The sequence below is a fragment of the Sporosarcina koreensis genome (assembly GCF_000826145.2).
Classification (GTDB): Bacteria; Bacillota; Bacilli; order Bacillales_A; family Planococcaceae; genus Sporosarcina; species Sporosarcina trichiuri.
Genome location: NZ_LN651337.1, coordinates 1,642,535 through 1,664,173, shown reverse-complemented (window position 1 = coordinate 1,664,173; position 21,639 = coordinate 1,642,535). Strand labels below are relative to the sequence as shown.

Here is a 21,639-nt window from a genome sequence, read left to right as displayed (position 1 = left end):
AGAGGATTACTCATGAAATTGTATACGAAAACAGGCGACAAAGGGCAGACGAGCCTGATCGGCGGCCGTGTCGACAAAGACAGCCTCCGGGTGGAAGCGTATGGAACGATCGATGAACTGAATTCATTCATCGGCCAGGCAATGGCGGAACTCGACCAGGCGGCATGCCGGGATATCTTCGACGATCTCGAAGCCGTCCAGAACGAATTGTTCGACGGCGGCGGCGACCTTGCGAACGTCATGAAAGAGCGGCATTACAAACTGTCCGACGAACCGATCGGGGTGCTCGAGCAGCGGATCGATGAACTGATGGAAGAAGCGCCGCCGCTCGAGAAGTTTATCCTGCCGGGCGGATCGAAGGCAGCCGCGGCCCTGCACGTATGCCGCACGGTCACACGCCGCGCGGAACGGGTCACCGTCACGCTCATGAAACAGGAAGAGGACGTACCGGGCACCGTGCAGCGCTATCTGAACCGACTCTCCGATTACCTGTTCGTCGCAGCGCGCATCGTCAACAAACGGGCGGATGTGCAGGACAACGAATACGTCCGCAGTGCGAAAGTGTTCCGCACCGAGGACAATAAGAAAGCGAAAGACGGCGAGTGACCGGGCTGCGGAATGCGCTCGAGATCGGCGGTCTCATCATCACGACCGACAACTCCGGCGGCATTGGGCAAAAGCGGGAGGATCTCGTCGCTGTGCCGGACCGCGTGACGGCGCGGTTCGCAGCCCGCGTCTGCCTGCTCGAACAGTGGGCGGCGGATGCGGAACCGGAAGCCGTCCTGCTCCACAACTTCAGCGGGGAGGCCAGCTGGGAGCCGTACTGTGAAGGGATCCGGGACGTGTTCGATGAAATCGGCGAACTGGCTCCGCCAATCAAAGGGAGCAGTGAAACAAACATGCTGCTCCGCCAGTCGGCAGTCGCCGTGACGTTCATCGGGCGGAGTACAGCCGGTCTGCAGCCTGCTGCGGGCGACTGGTTCATCTATGGCACACCGCTCACCGGCGGCGCCGTGCTCGAACTGCCGGGAAACATTGCATCGCTCGCCAAGCTGCAGGAGGCCCGGCGGCAGAACCTCATCTGCCGCATCTGGCCCGCCGGCTCGGGCGGCATCCTCGCAGAACTTGAACACGCGGTGCCCGGCGCGGTCCCGGCTGATACTCTGGTCGACCTGTCTGCATCCGCAGGCCCGGCGACCGCCGTCCTGCTTCAGATTGCGCCGGACAAACAACCCGCTGCCCATGCCCACTTCGGCCCGCTGCTGCAGCCGCTTGCGCGCGGCTGACAGCCGGGGCGGGGACGACGGCGAACCGCTCGATTGATCACGCTGACCGATCCATTCGTACGGCGAACCGCTCGATTCCGCGGGTAAGCGATCCTTTTGTACGGCAAACCGCTCGATTCCCGCCGCTGACCGCTCCATTCCGCGGAAGCCGAAGCCCTGCCCCCCACTCGCCGGCTCGCGCTGAATGGGCACTTCCCCAAACCAGACCAAGATTGATTGGCCGGCTCCGCTGCGCTTCACATTTTCCAATCAACACATGACCCCCGCTCAAACGCTGCTCTGAACGCTCAAGCGAAGTGTCAAACGCTCAAGCAAACCGCGGAACGCTCAAGCGAAGCGGCGAACGCTCAAGCAAACCGCGGAACGCTCAAGCGAAGCGGCAAACGCTCAAGTAAAGCGGCGAACGCTCAAGCAACCTCCGGAACGCTCAAGCAGACGTGCCAAACGCTCAAACAAGACCCACGCCCGCTCAAGGTTCCTCCTAATCTCCTCGCCCGATTCACAGCTGCTCCCACCCCTGAATTCCGAATCATTTCAAAATACTCATTGACTGAATGCTCATTCATATCTTAAACTAATAAATAATGCATCGACAATCTGCCTGAATTCATCTAGACTAGTAAGAACATTCATATCATACAAAAAAGGGGAGGACCTCATGTCACCATTACTCATCGCCAACTGGGTGCTGTTCCTGGCCATCGTGGCGTACGGCCTTGCGCTCTTCACATACGTCGTCAAAACAAGGACGCAATTCATCCGTCTCGGACAGAAGGAAGAGTTCGATAACAATATCCAGCGCCGTCTGAAAGAGGTCTGGATCAACGTATTCGGCCAGAAAAAACTATTGAAGGATAAGAAAAGCGGCGCCATCCATGTCATGTTCTTCTATGGATTCCTGCTTGTGCAGTTCGGCGCCATCGATCTCATCTGGAAAGGGCTCAAGCCGGATTCACACCTGCCGCTCGGACCGGTGTATCCGTTCTTCACGTTCTTCCAGGAAATCGTCGTCGCCGTCATCCTCGTCGCGGTCGTCTGGGCATTCTACCGCCGCTACATGGAAAAACTTGTCCGCCTGAAGCGCGGATGGAAATCCGGTCTCGTGCTCATCTTTATCGGATCCCTCATGATTTCGACACTCGTCGCAAATGGCATGAACCTGATTTGGCACGGCCACGATACGACATGGACGGAACCGATGGCATCGGGAATTGCAACCGTTTTCAGTTTCCTGCCGCCGACTGCTGCGGCTGCCATCTTCTTCGGCGCCTGGTGGGTCCACCTGCTGACGCTCTTGACATTCCTCGTCTATGTGCCGCAGTCGAAGCACGCGCACTTGATCGCCGGACCGGTCAATACGTATATGCAGCGGTTCGACCGACGCGGTAAGCTCGCACCGGTCGACTTTGCAGCGTTGGAAGAAGTGGAAGATGAAGACGAGATGCCGGCACTCGGCGTCGGCAAGATCACCGACTTCACCCAGCTGCAGATGATCGACCTGTATGCATGCGTCGAATGCGGACGATGTACGAATATGTGTCCTGCGACAGGCACGGGCAAGATGCTGTCGCCGATGGACCTCATCACGAAACTGCGTGATAACCTGACGAACTACGGTGCGCTCACGACAAAACAGAAGCCGTGGGTCCCGGCGCCAATGTTCAAGAACACGAAAGGCAACCAGATCGCCCTCGCTGCAGGCCTCGAAGGCGCGACCATGGACGATATCTACAACCCGTCCCTTATCGGCGACGTCATCACCGAAGAGGAGATCTGGGCGTGCACGACATGCCGGAACTGTGAGGACCAGTGCCCGGTCATGAACGAACACGTCGACAAGATCATCGACTTGCGCCGTTATCTCGTCATGACGGAAGGGAAGATGGACGCGGATGCACAGCGCGCGATGACCAACATCGAACGCCAGGGCAACCCGTGGGGGCTGAACCGGAAAGAGAAAGAGAACTGGCGGGATGCCCGTCCGGATCTCAAGATTCCGACCGTGAAAGAACTGAAGAAAGCGGACGAAGAGTTCGAATACCTCCTCTGGGTCGGCTCGATGGGCGCATTCGACAACCGCTCGCAGAAAATCGCGCTGTCATTCGCGCACCTGCTGAACGAAGCGGGCGTGTCGTTTGCAATCCTCGGCAACAAAGAGAAGAACTCCGGCGACACACCGCGGCGTCTCGGGAATGAGTTTTTATTCCAGGAACTGGCGACTGCCAACATCGCGGAATTCGAGAAAGCGGGCGTCAAGAAGATTGTCACGATCGATCCGCACGCGTTCAACATCTTCAAGAATGAATACCCAGACTTCGGTTTCGAAGCGGAAGTATTCCACCATACGGAACTGCTGAACAAACTGGTCAAACAAGGCAAGCTGAGTCCGAAGCACGCGATCGACGAAACGATCACGTTCCACGATTCGTGCTACCTCGGCCGCTACAACGATGTGTACGACGCACCGCGTGAAATCCTGAAGGCCATCCCGGGCGTCAACCTGGTCGAGATGAAGCGGAACCGCCAGGACGGCATGTGCTGCGGCGCCGGCGGGGGACTCATGTGGATGGAGGAAGACGCAGGCCACCGCATCAACGTCGCGCGCACCGAGCAGGCGATGGAAGTCACGCCGGGCATCATTTCATCCGGCTGTCCGTACTGCCTGACGATGCTGTCGGACGGGACGAAAGCCATCGAAGTCGAAGATTCGGTCGGCACGTACGACATCGCAGAGCTGCTCGAGCGCTCGGTATTTGGGGAAGAACCGTCGGAACCGGCTGTAAGTGAGCAGGAGCCGGTCCTGCAATAAATAATTTGCGAGTTTGCAAGACTTGTTTTACAATTGAGACAGTCGGACAGAACAGAATTGTCGGAAACAGAACAGGAAAAAGGGGAAGCACAGGCGGCTTCCCCTTTCTTCCGAGCTTACGCCGAGCGAGCGTTCAGTCGTTCGTTCATCATGGAAATGAAAACGCTATCAAAAAACTGGGGGATGACACAAATGGCAAAAACAGTACTGATTGACGGCGCACGGACACCTTTCGGAAAAATGGGGGGCGCCCTGATGACGAAGACGGCGAGCGACCTCGGCGGCATTGCGATCGAAGAAGCCTTGAAACGGGCGGGTGTTGCTCCTGACCAGATCGACGAGGTCATCATGGGGACGGTGCTGCAGGGTGGCCAGGGGCAGATCCCGTCCCGTCAGGCAGCGGTGAAAGGCGGAATCCCGTGGAGTGTCAAGACGGAGACGGTCAACAAAGTGTGTGCCTCCGGCATGCGCAGCGTTACACTTGCCGACCAGCTCATCCGCCTCGGCGACGAGGAAGTGATCGTCGCAGGCGGCATGGAATCGATGTCGAACGCGCCGTACTACCTGCCGAATGCACGCTTCGGTCTCCGTATGGGCGACGCGCAGCTGATCGACGGCATGATCTACGACGGGCTGTCGGATTCATTCGCACCCGGTCATGCGCACATGGGGACATTCGGCAATAAGACCGCAGACGAATTCAGTGTGACACGCGAGCGCCAGGACGAATGGGCGCTCCGCAGCCATGAACGTGCGGTAAAGGCGATGGAAGACGGCATCTTCGCGGAAGAGATCGTATCCGTCGAAATCCCGCAGCGCAAAGGGGACGCGGTTGTCGTGAGCCAGGACGAAGCACCGCGGAAAGAGACGTCCCTCGACGTGCTCGCGAAGCTGCGCCCGGCATTCGGCAAGGACGGTTCCGTCACAGCGGGCAACGCACCGGGCGTCAATGACGGCGCGTGTGCGATGGTCCTCATGAGCGACGAACGTGCGGAGCGCGAAGGCAAAGACGTGCTCGCGACAGTCATCGGCCATGCCGAAGTCGCCATCGAGCCGGAGAATTTCCCGCAGACACCAGGCCTTGTCATCAATGAAATCCTGAAGAAGACCGGCAGATCGATCGAGGACATCGACCTGTTCGAGGTCAACGAAGCGTTCGCAGTTGTCGCACTCGCAAGCTCGGATATCGCAAAACTCGATCCCGAGAAAGTGAACGTCCACGGCGGCGCGGTCGCTCTCGGCCACCCGATCGGCGCAAGCGGTGCGCGCATCATCCTGACGCTCGCCTACGAACTGAAACGCCGCGGCGGCGGAATCGGCATCGCAGCCATCTGCTCCGGCGGCGGCCAGGGCGATGCCATCATGATCGAAGTGCCGAAGCAAGGGTGACGATCCGGCTCGGCTTTGTGAAGTTATGATCACTTCGGGCCCGGTTATGAGCGGAAATTTGAGTTTATGATCACTTTTCGAGTTTTATGAGCGAAATCGCAAGTTTATGAGCACATTTCGTGATTTATGATCACTTTCGCAGGTTTATGAGCAAATTCACAAGTTTATGGGCAAACCGCCAGCCTGCCGCCCAGCCCGCCCGACAGAAAAGGCTCCGCCCGGCGGAGCCCGCAAGCTGATCTTGGTTTTGATTGGACAAAAGACCACTTGGCGCGGCCGGCAATGCGGTCAGCGATAGAGATCGGCCGCGGACCGGGGCAGGTGGTCGGCGTTATGAGCGGAAACGCAAGTTTATGATCACTTTTGTGAGTTTAAGAGCGCAAATCCAATTTTATGAGCGAAACGGCAAGTTTATGAGCGGTTCCCGTGTTTTATGTTCACTTCAGCGGATTTAAGAGCAAAAACCAGAGTTTATGAGCAGCTGCACGGAGTCCCGGCGGCAGCCGGGCTTCATCACATACAGAAACGACTCGAAAGGATGACAGCAAATGGACATTCAAAACGTAATGGTGATCGGCGCAGGACAGATGGGCGGCGGCATCGCGCAAGTGTGCGCGCAGGCCGGCTTCAACGTCTATCTCAATGATGTCAAGGAAGAATCGTACACGAAAGGGATTGGTGTCATCGAGAAGAACCTGTCCCGCAGCGTGGAAAAAGGGCGCATGACCGAAGACGAAAAGGCTGCAGTCCTCGGACGACTCACAAAGTCGCTCGACATCCAGGATGCAAAGCACGTCGACATCGTCATCGAGGCGGCTGTCGAGAACATGGAGGTCAAAAAATCCATCTTCAAGCAGCTCGATGACATCGCACCGGCTCACGCGATCCTCGCGACGAACACCTCGTCGCTGCCGATCACGGAGATTGCCGCAGTCACGAAACGCCCGGAACAGGTCATCGGCATGCACTATATGAACCCCGTGCCGGTCATGAAACTCGTCGAGATCATCCGCGGCCTGGCGACATCGGACGGCGTCTACCAGGCGGTTGAGGACATGACGAAGAAACTCTCCAAAGTGCCGGTCGAAGTGAATGACTTCCCGGGATTCGTCGCAAACCGCGTCCTCATGCCGATGATCAACGAAGCGATCTTCACGCTGCAGGAAGGCGTTGCAACGAAAGAAGCGATCGACGAAGTCATGAAGCTCGGCATGAACCATCCGATGGGACCGCTCCAGCTCGCCGATTTCATCGGACTCGACACATGCCTCTACATCATGGAGACGCTGCAGGAAGGCTACGGCGATCCAAAATACCGTCCGTGCGCCCTGCTCCGCAAGTACGTTAACGCCGGCTGGCTCGGCAAAAAATCCGGACGGGGCTTCTACTCGTACACATAAAAGGAGACGAAACAATGGATTTCCAGTTCACCGAAGAACAGCAGATGATGCGGAAACTCGTCAAGGACTTTGCCAAGGCGGAAATCGAGCCGTTCATCCCGAACCTTGAGTCGGATGAATTCCCGACGGAGATCGTTCGGAAGATGGGGGAGCTCGGCCTCATGGGCATCACGATGCCGGAACAATACGGCGGCGCCGGCATGGACTTCGTGTCCTACATAAGCGCTATCCATGAATTATCGAAAATGCATGCGACGGTCGGCGTCATCCTGTCCGTCCACACATCGGTCGGCCAGAACCCGATCCTCTACTTCGGCAGTGAAGCACAGAAACAGCACTACCTGCCGAAGATGGCAGCAGGCGAGTGGCTCGGTGCGTTCTGCCTGACGGAACCGTCCGCCGGGTCGGATGCCGGCTCGCTGAAGACGCGTGCCGTGAAAAAAGACGGCGGTTACGTGCTGAACGGCTCCAAAGTATTCATCACGAATGGCGGGGAGGCGAACGTCTACATCGTCTTCGCCGCAACCGATCCGTCGAAAGGGACGTACGGCATTTCGGCGTTCATCGTCGACAGTGAGACACCGGGTCTGATCGTCGGCAAGAACGAAGAGAAGATGGGCATGCACGGCTCGCGCACCGTCCAGCTGACGTTCGAAGACATGTTCGTGCCGGAAGAGAACCGGCTCGGCGCAGAAGGCGAAGGATTCAAGATTGCGATGGCGAACCTCGACGTCGGCCGGATCGGCATCGCCGCGCAGGCGCTCGGTATTGCGGAAGCGGCCCTCGAAGCCGCTTCCGACTATGCAAAAGAACGCGTGCAGTTCGGCAAGCCGATCGCCGCCAACCAGGGCATCGGCTTCAAGCTCGCTGACATGGCGACCGCCGCCGAAGCCGCACGCCTGCTCGTCTACCGGGCGGCCGCGCTGCGTGCTGAAGGCAAATCGTGCGCGAAAGAAGCCTCCATGGCGAAACTGTTCGCCTCGCAGGCAGCGATGGACAACGCCATCGAAGCCGTCCAGGTATTCGGCGGCTACGGCTACACGAAAGACTATCCTGCCGAGCGCTTCTTCCGCGACGCCAAAGTGACGCAGATCTACGAAGGCACGAGCGAAATCCAGCGCATCGTCATCTCCAAACACCTGACCAAGTGATTGCATTGTGATAAACCATAGGGGAGCCGGGGCGCTCAAGCAGGCGGCAAAGCGATCAAGCAAACCACGGAACGCTCAAGCCCCCCGCCCCACATCACCAAATCCAACAGAAAAGAGGAACTCACCATGAATTTCCAACTGTCCGAAGAGCATGAAATGATCCGCAAGATGGTCCGCGATTTCGCAGAGAAGGACGTCGCGCCGACTGCGGCCGAACGCGATGAGGAAGAACGCTTCGACCGGGAGCTGTTCGACAAGATGGCGGAACTCGGCCTGACGGGAATCCCATGGCCGGAAGAGTACGGCGGCATCGGCAGCGACTACCTCGCATACGTCATCGCGGTCGAGGAACTGTCCCGTGTCTGCGCGTCCACAGGCGTGACGCTGTCCGCGCACACGTCCCTCGCCGGCTGGCCGGTGTTCAAATATGGAACGGAAGAGCAGAAGCAGAAATACCTCCGTCCGATGGCGGAAGGAACGAAAATCGGGGCATACGGTCTCACGGAACCGGGCTCAGGCTCGGACGCGGGCGGCATGAAGACGACGGCGAAGCTCGACGGGGATGACTATGTCCTGAACGGCTCGAAGATCTTCATCACAAACGGCGGCATCGCGGATATCTATATCGTCTTCGCGGTCACCGATCCGGAATCGAAGCACAAAGGGACGACGGCGTTCATCGTCGAAAGCGACTTCCCGGGCTTCTCGGTCGGCAAGAAAGAGAAGAAACTCGGCATCCGATCCTCACCGACGACGGAAATCATCTTCGACAACTGCCGCGTGCCGAAAGAGAACATGCTCGGCGAAGAGGGCCAGGGCTTCATCATCGCCATGAAAACGCTCGACGGCGGCCGGAACGGCATCGCCGCACAGGCAGTCGGGATTGCGCAGGGTGCGCTCGATGCGGCCACGGACTATGCGAAAGAGCGCGTCCAGTTCGGCAAGCCGATCGCAGCCAACCAGGGCATCGGCTTCAAGCTCGCCGACATGGCGACAGCGACGGAAGCATCACGCCTGCTGACGTACCAAGCGGCTTGGCTTGAATCGAACAATCTGCCATACGGCAAAGCGTCTGCCATGGCGAAACTGATGGCCGGCGACACGGCGATGAAAGTGACGACGGAAGCGGTCCAGGTGTACGGCGGCTACGGCTATACGAAAGATTATCCGGTCGAGCGCTTCATGCGTGATGCGAAAATCACCCAGATCTACGAAGGAACCCAGGAAGTGCAGCGGCTCGTCATCTCCCGTATGCTGACGAAGTAAAGGGGGGAGCGTCCTATGGAACTGAAACACGAAGTGAAGTCCTCGGTGAAGGATGGCGATCTGATCGCGAAGCGGCGTGAGCAGATCGTCGAGGGCGCCGTCCGGCTGTTCAAGGAAAAAGGCTTCCACCGGTCGACGACACGCGAGATCGCCAAAGCGGCCGGGTTCAGTATCGGCACACTGTACGAGTACATCCGGACGAAAGAAGACGTCCTGTACCTCGTCTGCGACATGATCTACGACCAAGTGCAACACAGGCTGTCCGGCATCGCCGACGAAGAGCCGACCGTCGGCGGACTGAGACGGGCGATCGATGCGTACTGCCGGCTCGTCGACGACTTGAATGACGAATTCGTCGTCATGTATCAGGAATCGAAGTCGCTGCCGCCGAAAGCGCTCGACTACGTGCTCGAGAAGGAGCGTGCAATGACGGCGCTGTTCGAGTCGCTCGTCCGTGACTGCGCCGACGCTGGCGAACTCCGGATCCCGGAACGCGCCATTCCGCTTGCGGCGCATCACATCGTCATCCAGGCGCAGATGTGGGCGTTCCGCAGATGGACGGTGCAGCGCATGTACTCACTTGATGAATATATCGAATACCAGACGGAACAGCTGCTGAACGGGCTCGTCAAACCGGAAGCGGCGGATTGAAGAAAACGGACACAAAGGGGTGCACGAATATGGCAACAGCAGAAACCCAGCAGGAAATCTACAAGCCGGTCCATCACGTACGTTTCGTGACGGCCTCCAGCCTGTTCGACGGACACGATGCGAGCATCAACATCATGCGGCGCATCCTGCAGTCGACCGGCGCGGAAGTGATCCACCTCGGCCATAACCGCAGTGTCGAGGAAGTCGTCAACGCGGCGATCCAGGAAGACGTCCAGGGCATTGCGATCTCGTCCTACCAGGGCGGACACGTCGAGTATTTCAAATACATGTATGACCTCCTGAACGAACGCGGCGCAGGCCATATCAAGATCTACGGAGGCGGCGGCGGGGTCATCATCCCGCGGGAAATCAAGGAACTGCATGACTACGGCATCGCCTGGATCTTCTCGCCGGAGGACGGCCGTAAGATGGGCCTCCAGGGGATGATCAACCGCATGGTCGAAGAATGTGACTACGCGACCGAAGTGAAGGATGAAATGGGCTATCTGGAGAACGTCACGACGGAATCCCCTGAAAAGCTCGCCAATCTCATCACATTCGCGGAAGAGCACTTTGACAATCAAAACAAAAAATCAAAAACACTGATGGACCGCGCGCGCAAGCTGTCGAAAGGCACGCCGGTCCTCGGTATCACCGGAACGGGCGGCGCTGGAAAAAGCTCGCTGACGGATGAACTGATCCGCCGCTTCCTCCATGAACTGCCGGACAAGAAAGTGGCCATCCTGTCGATCGACCCGACGAAACAGAAGACGGGCGGCGCGCTGCTCGGCGACCGGATTCGCATGAACGCCATCTTTAACAAGCGTGTCTTCATGCGAAGCCTCGCGACCCGCGGTTCCCGCACGGAATTGTCGGGTGCGCTGAAAGACGTGCTCGACATCGTGAAGACGGCAGGCTATGACCTGATCATCGTCGAAACGAGCGGTATCGGGCAGGGGGATGCTGAAATCGACGAAGTATCCGACGTCTCGATGTACGTCATGACGAGTGAATTCGGTGCGCCGACACAGCTTGAAAAAATCGATATGATCGACTTCGCCGACCTCGTCGCCATCAACAAGTTCGAACGGAAAGGTTCGGAGGATGCCCTGGCACAAGTGCAGAAACAGTACCAGCGCAGCCGCATGCTGTTCGATGAGCCGATCGAATCGATGCCGGTGTACGGCACAATCGCGAGCCAGTTCAACGACAAAGGGACGAACACGCTGTTCGCGGCGATCGTCGACACGCTCAATAAAAAATGCGGCACGGACTGGACGACTTCCTATACGGAGTTCGTCAAGACGCAGAAGCAGAACATCATCATCCCGAACGACCGCCTGCAGTACTTGCGCGAGATCTCGATGACCGTCCGGAACTACCACAAGCACGCGGAGCAGCAGGCGCACCTTGCCACCCGGCTGTACCAGCTCGAAGGGGCGATGAGCGAAGTCCGTGAACACGCACCGGACGATGCACTCGTCCAGTCGCTGCAGTCGCTGCACGACAACGTGCGCAACGAGATGACAGCGGAAACCCGCCGCGTCCTCGACAACTGGAACACCCTGAAGCAATCGTATGCGCAGGATGAATTCGTCACGAAGATCCGCGATAAGGAACTGCGCACGGCACTGACGACAACGAGCCTGTCCGGTCTGAAGATACCGAAAGTCGCCCTGCCGAAGTTCAAGGACTACGGCGAAATCGTCCGCTGGGTCTACAAAGAGAACGTCCCGGGCTCCTATCCGTACACAGCAGGCGTCTTCCCGTTCAAGCGCGAAGGGGAGGATCCGAAGCGCCAGTTCGCAGGCGAAGGGACACCGGAACGGACGAACCGCCGCTTCCACTACTTATCGAAGGATGACGATGCGAAGCGCCTGTCGACCGCATTCGACTCCGTCACATTGTACGGGGAAGACCCGGATGAACGTCCGGACATTTACGGAAAAGTCGGCGAGTCTGGCGTAAGTATTTGTACGTTGGAAGATATGAAAAAACTGTACGCTGGGTTCGACCTGTGCGCACCGGCGACGTCCGTCTCCATGACCATCAACGGGCCGGCGCCGATCATCCTCGCGATGTTCATGAACACAGCGATCGACCAGCAAGTGAAGGCGAAGGAAGAGGAACTCGGCCGTACGCTGTCCGTCGAGGAATTCACCGACGTGCGTGATGCGACGCTGAAAGTCGTCCGCGGTACGGTGCAGGCGGATATCCTGAAAGAGGACCAGGGGCAGAATACGTGCATCTTCTCGACGGAATTCGCACTCCGGATGATGGGCGACATCCAGCAGTATTTCATCAACAAAAAGGTCCGCAACTATTATTCCGTCTCGATCTCCGGCTACCATATCGCGGAAGCGGGCGCGAACCCGATCTCCCAGCTTGCGTTCACACTCGCGAACGGCTTCACGTACGTCGAGTATTACTTGAGCCGCGGCATGGACATCGACGAATTCGCACCGAACCTGTCGTTCTTCTTCTCGAACGGCCTCGATCCGGAGTATACCGTCATCGGCCGGGTGGCTCGCCGCATCTGGGCGGTCGCGATGCGCGAGAAATACGGCGCGAACGAACGCAGCCAGAAGCTGAAGTACCACGTCCAGACATCCGGCCGCTCGCTGCATGCGCAGGAGATCGACTTCAATGATATCCGCACGACGCTGCAGGCGCTCATGGCTTTGCAGGACAACTGCAACTCGCTGCACACGAATGCGTACGACGAAGCGATCACGACCCCGACGGAGGAATCCGTGCGCCGCGCGATGGCGATCCAGATGATCATCACGAAGGAGCACGGCCTGTCGAAGAACGAAAACCCGCTCCAGGGATCGTTCATCATCGAAGAATTGACCGACCTCGTCGAAGAAGCGGTGCTGCAGGAATTCGACCGGCTCAACGACCGCGGCGGCGTGCTCGGCTCCATGGAGACCCAGTACCAGCGCGGCAAGATCCAGGAAGAATCCATGCTGTATGAGATGAAGAAACATTCCGGCGAACTGCCGATCATCGGCGTCAATACGTACTTGAATCCGAATCCGCCGTCGGAGGACAGCATCGACAGCATGGAACTCGCGCGGGCGACGCAGGAGGAGAAGGAAACGCAGATCCGCAACCTGCGCGCTTTCCAGTCCGCTCACGGCAGCGAGGCGGACGAAGCGCTCGCAAGCCTGAAACAGACAGCGATCACAGGCGGCAACATCTTCGAGGCGCTCATGGAGACGGTCAAGGTCGCAAGCCTCGGCCAGATCACGAACGCCCTGTACGAAGTCGGCGGCCAATACCGCCGCAACATGTAACACAGCACCGGAGCGGGGGGACTTCCCCGCTCTATTTCGTGTTCTGCCATTCGGCCGCAGGGAAAAAGCATCCGTCTGCACCAGGTATTCGCGGTCTGGAGAGTTTCACGCTGCACGAAAACAAGTTTCAGTGGATTTTAAACCCAAAACGCGCGTATACTATAAGGAATGGCCGAAAAGGGGTGCGGAAGTTGAAGACGGCAGTGCATCTTGTTATTATAATCACACTCATCACACTGACCTATCTCCTGTACGGCAAAGGGCTCGGTGCGATTCCCTTCCTGCTCGCCGCCATCTACCTGCTGACCGTTACCTGGAAGGAATTCCGGCGGTTCCGCAGCAGACGACGAACACAGTAGCCGCTGCACCACCTCATAATATGAATGAAGCTGAAGAAAGGGCGTGCCTCCCATGGACGTAACAAACATGACAAAAGAGCAATTACGCGAAGAATCCCTCATCAATATCACGTTCGCGATTTTCGAGCGGACGAGAAACCCGATCGCTTTCAATGACCTGTTGCACGAAATCCAGCAGCTCACCGGGCTGTCCGACAGTGAGATGCAATCAAGACTCCCGCAATTCTATACGGACCTCAACATCGACGGCCGCTTCATGGCCATGAATGACGGCCGCTGGTCACTCCGCGAGTGGTACCCGGTCGACCAGATCGAAGAAGAGACGGCACCTGTCGTCAAAGTCCGCAAGAAGAAGAAAAAAGCGGTCGATGAAGACGAAGAGGAAGAGGAACTGGAAGAGGAAGACCTTGAGGACGCTGAATTCTTCGAGGAAGACTACGAAGAACTCGGAGACGAAGCCGATGAGGCGGACGACGAGGAAGACGAAGTCGATTCGGACGAAGACGAAATCGACGATCCGGCGGAAGGGCTTGAAATTATTCCTGACGAAGACATCGACCTCGATGAAGAGGAAGACGAGGAAGAAGACGAAGAGGAAGAGGAATTATAATCCATCCTTGACTTTGCCGGACATCCGCTATACAATTCAATTGGGCTCCTTTTTAAAGGACAAACGAACGGATGTTTAAGCGCTCCTTCTGCAGTGAACACTGCAGCAGGGGCGTTTTTTCGTTATTATATTGAATGGAAAAGAAGAGGTTGCATGGACATAGCAGAGTGGACCGCAGTGCAGGGAGGCGACTCCTGGCAGCCTGAGAACGCCGCGTACTGCGGCGACGGCTGCATGACCGACGTCCTGTCGGCCCGGGGTAGCGAAGATTGAAGACCCCGCAGGCGCGCAGCGGCGAGGAGGCTGAAATCGAGCCCCCGGAAAGCGTCCTCCCGGAACGGAGATCCACTCGGTATCGTCACTGTATACAGTTTTAATTCAATATACTCCGGTTCCGGCCAAGCCATCCTGACTACAAAACAATGGAGGAATTCACTATGACGAAATATATATTCATCACAGGCGGCGTTGTCTCATCACTCGGAAAAGGCATCAATGCCGCTTCACTCGGACGGCTTCTGAAAAACCGCGGCCTGCAGGTCACGATCCAGAAATTCGACCCATACATCAACATCGACCCGACCATGATGAGCCCGCTGCAGCACGGCGAAGTATTCGTCACACAGGACGGCGCGGAAACGGACTTGGATGTCGGCCACTATGAGCGGTTCATCGACATCGATCTGAACCAATACTCCAATATCACGATGGGCAAAGTATACTCACTCGTCCTGCAGAAAGAACGGAACGGTGAATACAACGGCGCAACCGTGCAGGTCATCCCGCACATCACCAACGAAATCAAGACCCTCATCAAGCGCGCAGGCCAGGAAATGCATGCGGATGTCGTCATTACGGAGATCGGCGGAAGCGTCGGCGACTTCGAATCCCTGCCGTATCTCGAAGCAATCCGCCAGATGAAAACCGATCTCGGCAAAGACGACGTCATGTACATCCACAACACGCTCGTGCCATACTTGAAAGCCGCCGGGGAGATGAAGACCAAGCCGACCCAGCACAGTGTCAAGGAACTTCGCAGTCTCGGCATCCAGCCGAACATGATCGTCCTGCGGAGCGAATATGCGATCCCGCAGGAAATGAAAGACAAGATCGCGCTCTTCTGCAACATCAAGCCGGAGGAAGTCATCGAAGCGACCGATGCGGAAACGCTGTACGAAGTGCCGCTCCGCCTGCACGAACAGAAGATGGACGATATCGTCGTCGACTACCTCGGTCTGGAAGCGAAACAGCCGGAGATGGATGAAATCAAAGAGCTCGTCAGCCGCGTGAAGAACCTTTCAAAGACCGTACGTGTCGCGCTCGTCGGAAAATACGTCGAACTGCAGGATGCGTACATTTCCCTGGTGGAAGCATTGAACCACGCGGGCTATGCATTCGACACGACGATTGACATCAAATGGATCAACTCCGAAGACGTGACTGCAGAGAATGCTGCGGAGCTGCTGTCCGACGTCGACGGCCTGCTCGTGCCGGCCGGCTTCGGGGAACGCGGAGTCGACGGTATGATTCACGCGATTGCCTTTGCCCGGAAATCAGGCCTGCCGTTCCTCGGAACTGGTCTCGGCATGCAGCTCGCGATGGTCGAATATGCACGCGATGTCATGGGGCTCGGCAATGCACACTCCGTCGAATTCGACGCGCATACACCGAATCCGATCTTCCTGCTGCACCCGGACTTCCGCAACGGCCGCGAAGACGAAAGCGCCCTGCGCCTCGGCAGCTATCCGTGCGAAGTGAAGGAAGGCACGAAAACGTATGAAGCGTACGGCAAGGACCTCATCGAGGAGCGCCACCGCCACCGCTATGAATTCAACACGGCATACCTGGACCGCTTTGAAGAAGCCGGTCTCGTGATCTCCGGCATCAGCCCGGATGAGCGCCTCGTTGAAATCATCGAACTGCCGAGCCATCCATTCTACATCGGCTGCCAGTTCCATCCGGAATTCGTCTCCCGCCCGACACGCCCGCAGCCGCTCATCAAAGGCTTCGTCGAAGCGGCACTCAGCCACCAGAACTAAATGAATATACGAAAAAACCTCCCGAGCCGGGAGGTTTTTTTGCTTGTGAAGCGGGTGATACACCGTGCCTTGCCAGCGGCTGCGCTCATACAACCGAGGAAAGTGATCATAAAACCGGGATTCCGCTCATAAACCCGAAAAAGTGATCATAAACGCCGCCAAAGCGCTCATAACTTCACACGTCCACCCCGCCGAGCGGAATGTCCTGCAGCTGCGCCCAGCATCCCTCAGGTTAGCCGGACCCAACAAATCGTTATAAATCCATCAACATTTCATCGTAAGAAAGTTTCACTGCGCTGAAGATGAAAAGGGCTGCAAACAAATGCGGCTGAACGACACGGCCGCCGTCATCATCCGGCAGAAGCCCCCTTGTCACGCCGGTTGCAATGTAAGCATCTGCCAGAGAGGAGAGCTCATTGTCTTCCGATTTTTTCACATCACCGACCGCTGCAAATGCAATCCCGCGTTCTGCAAGTGAGCGGGCAATCTGCAAAATTTTCTCGTCTGCCGCACTCCGCGCAAACAGCCAGACGCGGTCCGCCTGATCGGGCGTCTCTGGGCTTTCAAGAACTGCAGCCTTCAGGAACGGCTCTGCACCGGCAATCGCGTTTAACACGACACCGTGCATTTCCCCTGTCCCACTCAGCAGTACACGCCCTTCGCCAGCAGCAGCCTGCGCCAGCAGTCTCGCCGTGTCTTCCACTGCCTCTTCCTGGCTGCCCGCGATCCGCTGCAGCAGTCCCGTCAGCTGGGTTGTCAGCATTTTCATTGTCCCACCTCCATGGACTCCAGTATAAAGAAAAAATCGGGATTCCGCAGTAAAAGAAAGGGTTTTCCCTTAGCGGTGTCAAAGATAGACAATACATACGGCTTTACGATTTCATGTAATTCTAAAACTAACTGATCATTTCTAAGGAGTGAATGGATTGAAGAAACTGCTGATTGTCGATGACCAGGCGGGTATCCGAATGCTGTTGAGTGAAGTGTTCAAGAACGAGGGCTATGACACCATACTCGCTGCGAACGGAATAGAAGCGATCCGGAAGCTGAAAGAGGAGGAGCCCGACTGCCTCCTCATGGACCTGCGTATGCCCGGAATGGATGGAAAGGAAGTGCTGCAGAAAATCAAGACCAGCTATCCTGACTATCCGGTCGTCCTGATGTCCGCCTTCAGTGAGGAAGAGATGGTCCGGAGTGTCCCTGGCCTGCGGGCAGATCATTATTTCAAGAAGCCGTTCGATATCCATGAAGTCCGCCGTGTCATCAACCATTTGCTGGAGGAATCCTGATAGCCTTCTCCCCCCAAGTGGAACTGATCCGGGTTATTTGGTATGATAATAGCGGCAATACCCGTGAAAAAATCATACCGGTCCACCATTCGAAGGAGGAAATCTGCATGGCACTCGAGTCTATGAAACAAATGATGATCAAGGGAAAGAAAGAAGGATATGCCATCGGGCAATTCAACTTGAACAACCTTGAATATACACAGGCGATCCTGAAAGCGGCCCAGGCCGAGAATTCACCGGTCATCCTCGGTGTTTCCGAAGGAGCTGCGCGTTACATGGGCGGCTTCTCGACAGTCGTCCACATGGTCAAAGGTCTCATTCAGGACTACGGCGTGACAGTACCTGTCGCCATCCACCTGGACCACGGATCGAGCTTCGAGAAGTGCAGGGAAGCGATCGATGCCGGCTTCACCTCTGTCATGATCGATGCATCCGCGAAACCGATCGAGGAGAATATCTCGATTACGAAACAGGTCGTCGAGTATGCACATCCGAAAAACGTCTCCGTGGAAGCGGAACTCGGACTCGTCGGCGGCCAGGAAGACGATACCGTGGCGGAAGGTGTCATGTATGCGGATCCGGCAGAGTGCAAGCGGCTTGTGGAAGAGACGGGTATCGACTGTCTCGCACCTGCCCTCGGCTCCGTCCATGGTCCGTACAAAGGCGAACCGAACCTCGGATTCAAGGAAATGGAACAGATTTCAACCGAGTCCGACTTGCCGCTCGTCCTTCATGGGGGGACCGGAATTCCGACGAAAGATATCCAGCGTGCCATTTCACTCGGCACCTCGAAGATCAACGTCAATACAGAGAATCAGATCCAGGGAACGAAAGCTGTCCGCGACGTGCTGACAGCAGATCAGGACGTCTACGATCCGCGCAAGTATCTCGGACCGATGCGTGAAGCGATCCAGGCAACCGTCGTCGGCAAGATGCGCGAATTCGGCAGTTCACAGAAAGCGTGAAACAGACCGGCCGCATGCATTGCAGCCGGTGAAGAAGGGGGCGGCATCCCGTCAGCCGGATGATCCGCCTTCTTTCCATTCAATCTGAGGAGGAAGATCCATTATGAAATTTTTCATTGATACCGCAAACTTTGATGAAATCAAAGAAGCACACAGCTGGGGCATCCTGTCCGGCGTGACAACCAACCCGTCGCTCGTCGCGAAAGAGAACATTTCGTTCCATGACCGCCTGAAGGAGATCACAGCGCTCGTTCCGGGATCGGTCAGTGCGGAAGTCATCGCACTCGATGCGGAGGGCATGGTCAAGGAAGGCCGCGAACTCGCAGCACTCGCGCCGAACATCACCGTCAAACTGCCGATGACGCCGGAAGGTCTGAAAGCCTGCTCCGTCTTCGCGAAGGAAGGCATCAAGACCAATGTGACACTGATCTTCAGTGCGAACCAGGCGCTCATGGCTGCACGTGCAGGCGCTACATACGTGTCTCCGTTCATCGGACGGCTCGATGACATCGGCCAGGATGGTCTTGCATTGATCGAAACGATTGCGGACATCTTCACAATCCACAACATGGACACGGAAATCATCGCGGCGTCCATCCGCAGTCCGCAGCAGATCACGAATGCAGCACTTGCAGGTGCGCACATTTCGACCGTTCCATTCAAAGTGCTCAATCAGCTGTTCAGCCATCCGCTCACAGACCAGGGGATCGACCAATTCCTGAAGGACTGGGAATCCCGTGACAACAAGTGATCGTGTAAAGGAGATTGAAATGGAAGTATATAAAGTGCAAGGCGGCAAACCTCTGAAAGGCAGCATCAAAGTCAGCGGAGCGAAGAACAGTGCCGTAGCTCTCATCCCGGCGTCCATTCTCGCGGATACCCCGGTGACAATTGAAGGCCTGCCTGAAATTTCCGATGTCCATACGCTGCAGCGGCTGCTTGAAGATATCGGCGGCCATGTCGAATTCGAAGACGGTACGATGACGATCGATCCGGCTGATATGATCTCCATGCCGCTGCCGAACGGCAACGTCAAGAAACTCCGGGCGTCGTATTACCTCATGGGTGCGATGCTCGGCAAATTCAAGAAAGCCGTCATCGGGCTGCCGGGGGGCTGCCACCTGGGACCGCGGCCGATCGATCAGCATATCAAAGGTTTCGAAGCACTCGGTGCGAAGGTGACGAACGAACACGGCGCCATCTACCTGCGGGCGGATGAGCTGAAAGGCGCGAAGATCTACCTCGATATCGTCAGTGTCGGCGCGACCATCAACATCATGCTCGCGGCCGTCCTTGCAAAAGGCCGTACGACAATCGAGAACGCAGCGAAGGAACCAGAGATCATCGATGTCGCGACCCTTTTGTCCAATATGGGTGCGAATATCAAAGGTGCCGGTACGAACGTCATCCGGATCGACGGCGTGGAGAGCCTGAGCGGCACCCGCCACACGATCATCCCGGACCGGATCGAAGCGGGCACCTTCATGATCATGGCGGCTGCAGCAGGAGAAGGCGTCTCCATCGAAAACGTCATCCCCCTCCACGTGGAAGCTGTCACGGCGAAACTCCGGGAAATGGGCGTCACGGTCGAAGAAGAAGAAGAACGGATCTTCATCCCGAAACATCACGGCCTCCAGGCGGTCGATGTCAAAACGCTTGTCTACCCGGGGTTCCCGACAGACCTGCAGCAGCCGTTCTGCGTCCTTTCCACCCAGGCGGAAGGGACTTCGATGCTGACGGATACGATCTATTCCGCGCGATTCAAGCAGATCGACGAGCTCCGCCGCATGAACGCCGAAAGCAAAGTGGAAGGCCGTTCCGCCATCATCAGCGGACCGACGCCGCTCCACTCGGCGAAAGTGAAGGCGAGCGACCTCCGTGCAGGTGCCTCCCTCGTCATCGCAGGTCTGATCGCAGACGGTGAGACCGAAATCCAGGGGATCTCCCATATCGAACGCGGGTATGGCGGGCTGATCGGAAAACTGCAGGGACTCGGCGCATCGATCCGGAAAGTGGACGTGCCCGATCCGGCGGAAGAGGCGGAGAGCCTGTAAACTCAGCCATGCGCTCGTTTTGCGCTGTGCTATAATGGAGTGAACGAGCAACACGGTCAGACAATCTGCAAGCAGCAGAAAACGGGAGGAATTCAAGAGATGGAACGCAGTTTATCGATGGAACTTGTACGTGTGACAGAAGCCGCGGCCGTAGCCGCATCGCACTGGATGGGACGCGGTCTGAAGAACGAGGCGGACGACGCGGCCACGACAGCCATGCGGACCGTATTCGATACGATCCCGATGCAGGGCGTTGTCGTCATCGGCGAAGGTGAGATGGACGAAGCTCCGATGCTCTATATCGGGGAGGAGCTGGGAACAGGCTCCGGTCCTGCAGTGGACGTCGCTGTCGATCCGCTCGAAGGGACCAACATCGTCGCATCCGGCGGCTGGAATGCACTCGCCGTCCTCGCAATCGCGGACAAAGGAAACCTCCTGAATGCCCCGGATATGTATATGGATAAAATTGCGGTCGGCCCGGAAGCGGTCGGCAAGATCGACATTAACGCCTCCGTGACGGACAACCTGAAAGCCGTCGCAAAAGCGAAAAACAAACAGCTCAACGAAGTGACGGCAACCGTCCTGAACCGTGAACGCCATCAGAAGATCATCGACGAGATCAGGGAAGCCGGCGCGCGCATCAAACTCATCAACGACGGTGATGTCGCCGCAGCCATCAACACGGCATTCGAAGGGACAGGCGTCGATATCCTGTTCGGCCTCGGCGGCGCACCGGAAGGCGTCATCGCCGCTGTCGGCCTCAAGTGCCTCGGCGGGGAGATCCAGGGTAGACTCATCCCCATGAACGACGCGGAACGGGAACGCTGCGAAAAAATGGGCATCGACGTGGACAAAGTCCTGTATATGGATGACCTGGTGAAGGGAGACGACGCCATCTTCGCCGCAACAGGCGTGACAGACGGCGAACTCCTGCGCGGTGTGCAGTTCACAGGCGGCCATTCCAAGACGCATTCCCTCGTCATGCGCTCGAAGTCGGGGACCATCCGCTTCGTGGAAGGGCGCCACAGCATGGACAAGAAACCTCACCTTGTGATGAAAGACTGAACGGCCT

18 protein-coding genes are annotated in these 21,639 nt (G+C 57.2%); 17 read left to right on the top strand and 1 reads right to left on the bottom strand.

Annotated features, from left to right (window positions below; translation table 11 throughout):
• The first annotated feature begins 12 nt into the window (after positions 1-12).
• The 12 genes from BN1190_RS13835 (at position 13) to BN1190_RS13785 (ending at position 16,259) form a co-directional block, all read left to right on the top strand.
• Complete coding sequence (locus BN1190_RS13835) at positions 13-606, top strand: cob(I)yrinic acid a,c-diamide adenosyltransferase (RefSeq protein WP_040287580.1); 594 nt, start codon at positions 13-15, stop codon at positions 604-606.
• The gene (locus tag BN1190_RS13830; RefSeq protein WP_052461894.1) at positions 603-1,286 is read left to right on the top strand and encodes a hypothetical protein; all 684 of its coding nucleotides are present in this window, start codon (positions 603-605) and stop codon (positions 1,284-1,286) included. The genes BN1190_RS13835 and BN1190_RS13830 overlap by 4 nt, the downstream gene beginning before the upstream one ends.
• 658 nt (positions 1,287-1,944) lie before the next feature.
• Positions 1,945-4,095: a (Fe-S)-binding protein gene (locus BN1190_RS13825; RefSeq protein ID WP_040287579.1), complete on the top strand. Its 2,151-nt coding sequence runs from the start codon at positions 1,945-1,947 to the stop codon at positions 4,093-4,095.
• A 192-nt stretch (positions 4,096-4,287) separates the two neighbouring features.
• Complete coding sequence (locus BN1190_RS13820; RefSeq protein ID WP_040287578.1) at positions 4,288-5,484, top strand: acetyl-CoA C-acetyltransferase; 1,197 nt, start codon at positions 4,288-4,290, stop codon at positions 5,482-5,484.
• 548 nt (positions 5,485-6,032) lie between these two features.
• The gene (locus tag BN1190_RS13815; protein ID WP_040287577.1) at positions 6,033-6,884 is read left to right on the top strand and encodes a 3-hydroxybutyryl-CoA dehydrogenase; all 852 of its coding nucleotides are present in this window, start codon (positions 6,033-6,035) and stop codon (positions 6,882-6,884) included.
• 14 nt (positions 6,885-6,898) lie between these two features.
• Positions 6,899-8,035 carry an acyl-CoA dehydrogenase gene (locus BN1190_RS13810; protein ID WP_040287576.1) on the top strand — a complete coding sequence of 379 codons (1,137 nt, stop codon included), beginning with the start codon at positions 6,899-6,901 and terminating at the stop codon, positions 8,033-8,035.
• 126 nt (positions 8,036-8,161) lie between these two features.
• Entirely contained in the window at positions 8,162-9,301 is a 1,140-nt protein-coding gene (locus BN1190_RS13805) for an acyl-CoA dehydrogenase (RefSeq protein WP_040287575.1), read from the top strand.
• A 15-nt stretch (positions 9,302-9,316) separates the two neighbouring features.
• Positions 9,317-9,952 carry a TetR/AcrR family transcriptional regulator gene (locus tag BN1190_RS13800; protein WP_040287574.1) on the top strand — a complete coding sequence of 212 codons (636 nt, stop codon included), beginning with the start codon at positions 9,317-9,319 and terminating at the stop codon, positions 9,950-9,952.
• Between the two features lie 29 nt (positions 9,953-9,981).
• A complete protein-coding gene (gene icmF / locus BN1190_RS13795; RefSeq protein WP_040287573.1) occupies positions 9,982-13,251 on the top strand; it encodes a fused isobutyryl-CoA mutase/GTPase IcmF in 3,270 nt (1,089 codons plus the stop codon).
• Between the two features lie 191 nt (positions 13,252-13,442).
• Positions 13,443-13,610: a hypothetical protein gene (locus tag BN1190_RS15110; protein WP_179860798.1), complete on the top strand. Its 168-nt coding sequence runs from the start codon at positions 13,443-13,445 to the stop codon at positions 13,608-13,610.
• A 52-nt stretch (positions 13,611-13,662) separates the two neighbouring features.
• On the top strand, positions 13,663-14,220 hold the full coding sequence (gene rpoE / locus BN1190_RS13790) for a DNA-directed RNA polymerase subunit delta (protein WP_040287572.1): 558 nt from the start codon (positions 13,663-13,665) through the stop codon (positions 14,218-14,220).
• Between the two features lie 437 nt (positions 14,221-14,657).
• The gene (locus tag BN1190_RS13785) at positions 14,658-16,259 is read left to right on the top strand and encodes a CTP synthase (RefSeq protein ID WP_040287571.1); all 1,602 of its coding nucleotides are present in this window, start codon (positions 14,658-14,660) and stop codon (positions 16,257-16,259) included.
• Between the two features lie 253 nt (positions 16,260-16,512).
• On the opposite strand, the gene BN1190_RS13780 is transcribed toward BN1190_RS13785, so the two are convergent.
• A complete protein-coding gene (locus BN1190_RS13780; protein WP_040287570.1) occupies positions 16,513-17,028 on the bottom strand; it encodes a DUF2529 family protein in 516 nt (171 codons plus the stop codon).
• Positions 17,029-17,176: 148 nt separating this feature from the next.
• Here BN1190_RS13780 and BN1190_RS13775 point away from each other — a divergent pair, with 148 nt between their 5' ends.
• The 5 genes from BN1190_RS13775 to glpX all read left to right on the top strand — a co-directional run bounded on the left by BN1190_RS13775 (position 17,177) and on the right by glpX (position 21,632).
• Positions 17,177-17,548, top strand: coding sequence for a response regulator (locus tag BN1190_RS13775; protein WP_338066440.1), 372 nt, complete (start codon positions 17,177-17,179; stop codon positions 17,546-17,548).
• Between the two features lie 107 nt (positions 17,549-17,655).
• Positions 17,656-18,513, top strand: a complete 858-nt coding sequence (locus BN1190_RS13770) for a class II fructose-bisphosphate aldolase (RefSeq protein WP_040287568.1) — start codon at positions 17,656-17,658, stop codon at positions 18,511-18,513.
• Positions 18,514-18,616: 103 nt separating this feature from the next.
• Positions 18,617-19,264 carry a fructose-6-phosphate aldolase gene (gene fsa / locus BN1190_RS13765; protein ID WP_040287567.1) on the top strand — a complete coding sequence of 216 codons (648 nt, stop codon included), beginning with the start codon at positions 18,617-18,619 and terminating at the stop codon, positions 19,262-19,264.
• Positions 19,265-19,283: 19 nt separating this feature from the next.
• A complete protein-coding gene (locus tag BN1190_RS13760; protein WP_040287566.1) occupies positions 19,284-20,567 on the top strand; it encodes a UDP-N-acetylglucosamine 1-carboxyvinyltransferase in 1,284 nt (427 codons plus the stop codon).
• Between the two features lie 99 nt (positions 20,568-20,666).
• The gene (gene glpX / locus BN1190_RS13755) at positions 20,667-21,632 is read left to right on the top strand and encodes a class II fructose-bisphosphatase (RefSeq protein WP_040287565.1); all 966 of its coding nucleotides are present in this window, start codon (positions 20,667-20,669) and stop codon (positions 21,630-21,632) included.
• Positions 21,633-21,639: the final 7 nt, after the last annotated feature.

What these genes read in the sequence shown, in the direction of transcription:
- fsa (WP_040287567.1), top strand. Translation starts at nt 18,617, where the DNA reads ATGAAATTTTTCATTGATACCGCAAACTTTGATGAAATCAAAGAAGCA.
- BN1190_RS13820 (WP_040287578.1), top strand. Translation starts at nt 4,288, where the DNA reads ATGGCAAAAACAGTACTGATTGACGGCGCACGGACACCTTTCGGAAAA.
- BN1190_RS13835 (WP_040287580.1), top strand. Translation starts at nt 13, where the DNA reads ATGAAATTGTATACGAAAACAGGCGACAAAGGGCAGACGAGCCTGATC.
- BN1190_RS13780 (WP_040287570.1), bottom strand. Translation starts at nt 17,028, where the DNA reads ATGAAAATGCTGACAACCCAGCTGACGGGACTGCTGCAGCGGATCGCG.
- icmF (WP_040287573.1), top strand. Translation starts at nt 9,982, where the DNA reads ATGGCAACAGCAGAAACCCAGCAGGAAATCTACAAGCCGGTCCATCAC.
- BN1190_RS13805 (WP_040287575.1), top strand. Translation starts at nt 8,162, where the DNA reads ATGAATTTCCAACTGTCCGAAGAGCATGAAATGATCCGCAAGATGGTC.
- BN1190_RS13770 (WP_040287568.1), top strand. Translation starts at nt 17,656, where the DNA reads ATGGCACTCGAGTCTATGAAACAAATGATGATCAAGGGAAAGAAAGAA.
- BN1190_RS13760 (WP_040287566.1), top strand. Translation starts at nt 19,284, where the DNA reads ATGGAAGTATATAAAGTGCAAGGCGGCAAACCTCTGAAAGGCAGCATC.
- BN1190_RS13815 (WP_040287577.1), top strand. Translation starts at nt 6,033, where the DNA reads ATGGACATTCAAAACGTAATGGTGATCGGCGCAGGACAGATGGGCGGC.
- BN1190_RS13810 (WP_040287576.1), top strand. Translation starts at nt 6,899, where the DNA reads ATGGATTTCCAGTTCACCGAAGAACAGCAGATGATGCGGAAACTCGTC.
- glpX (WP_040287565.1), top strand. Translation starts at nt 20,667, where the DNA reads ATGGAACGCAGTTTATCGATGGAACTTGTACGTGTGACAGAAGCCGCG.
- BN1190_RS13825 (WP_040287579.1), top strand. Translation starts at nt 1,945, where the DNA reads ATGTCACCATTACTCATCGCCAACTGGGTGCTGTTCCTGGCCATCGTG.
- BN1190_RS13800 (WP_040287574.1), top strand. Translation starts at nt 9,317, where the DNA reads ATGGAACTGAAACACGAAGTGAAGTCCTCGGTGAAGGATGGCGATCTG.
- rpoE (WP_040287572.1), top strand. Translation starts at nt 13,663, where the DNA reads ATGGACGTAACAAACATGACAAAAGAGCAATTACGCGAAGAATCCCTC.
- BN1190_RS13785 (WP_040287571.1), top strand. Translation starts at nt 14,658, where the DNA reads ATGACGAAATATATATTCATCACAGGCGGCGTTGTCTCATCACTCGGA.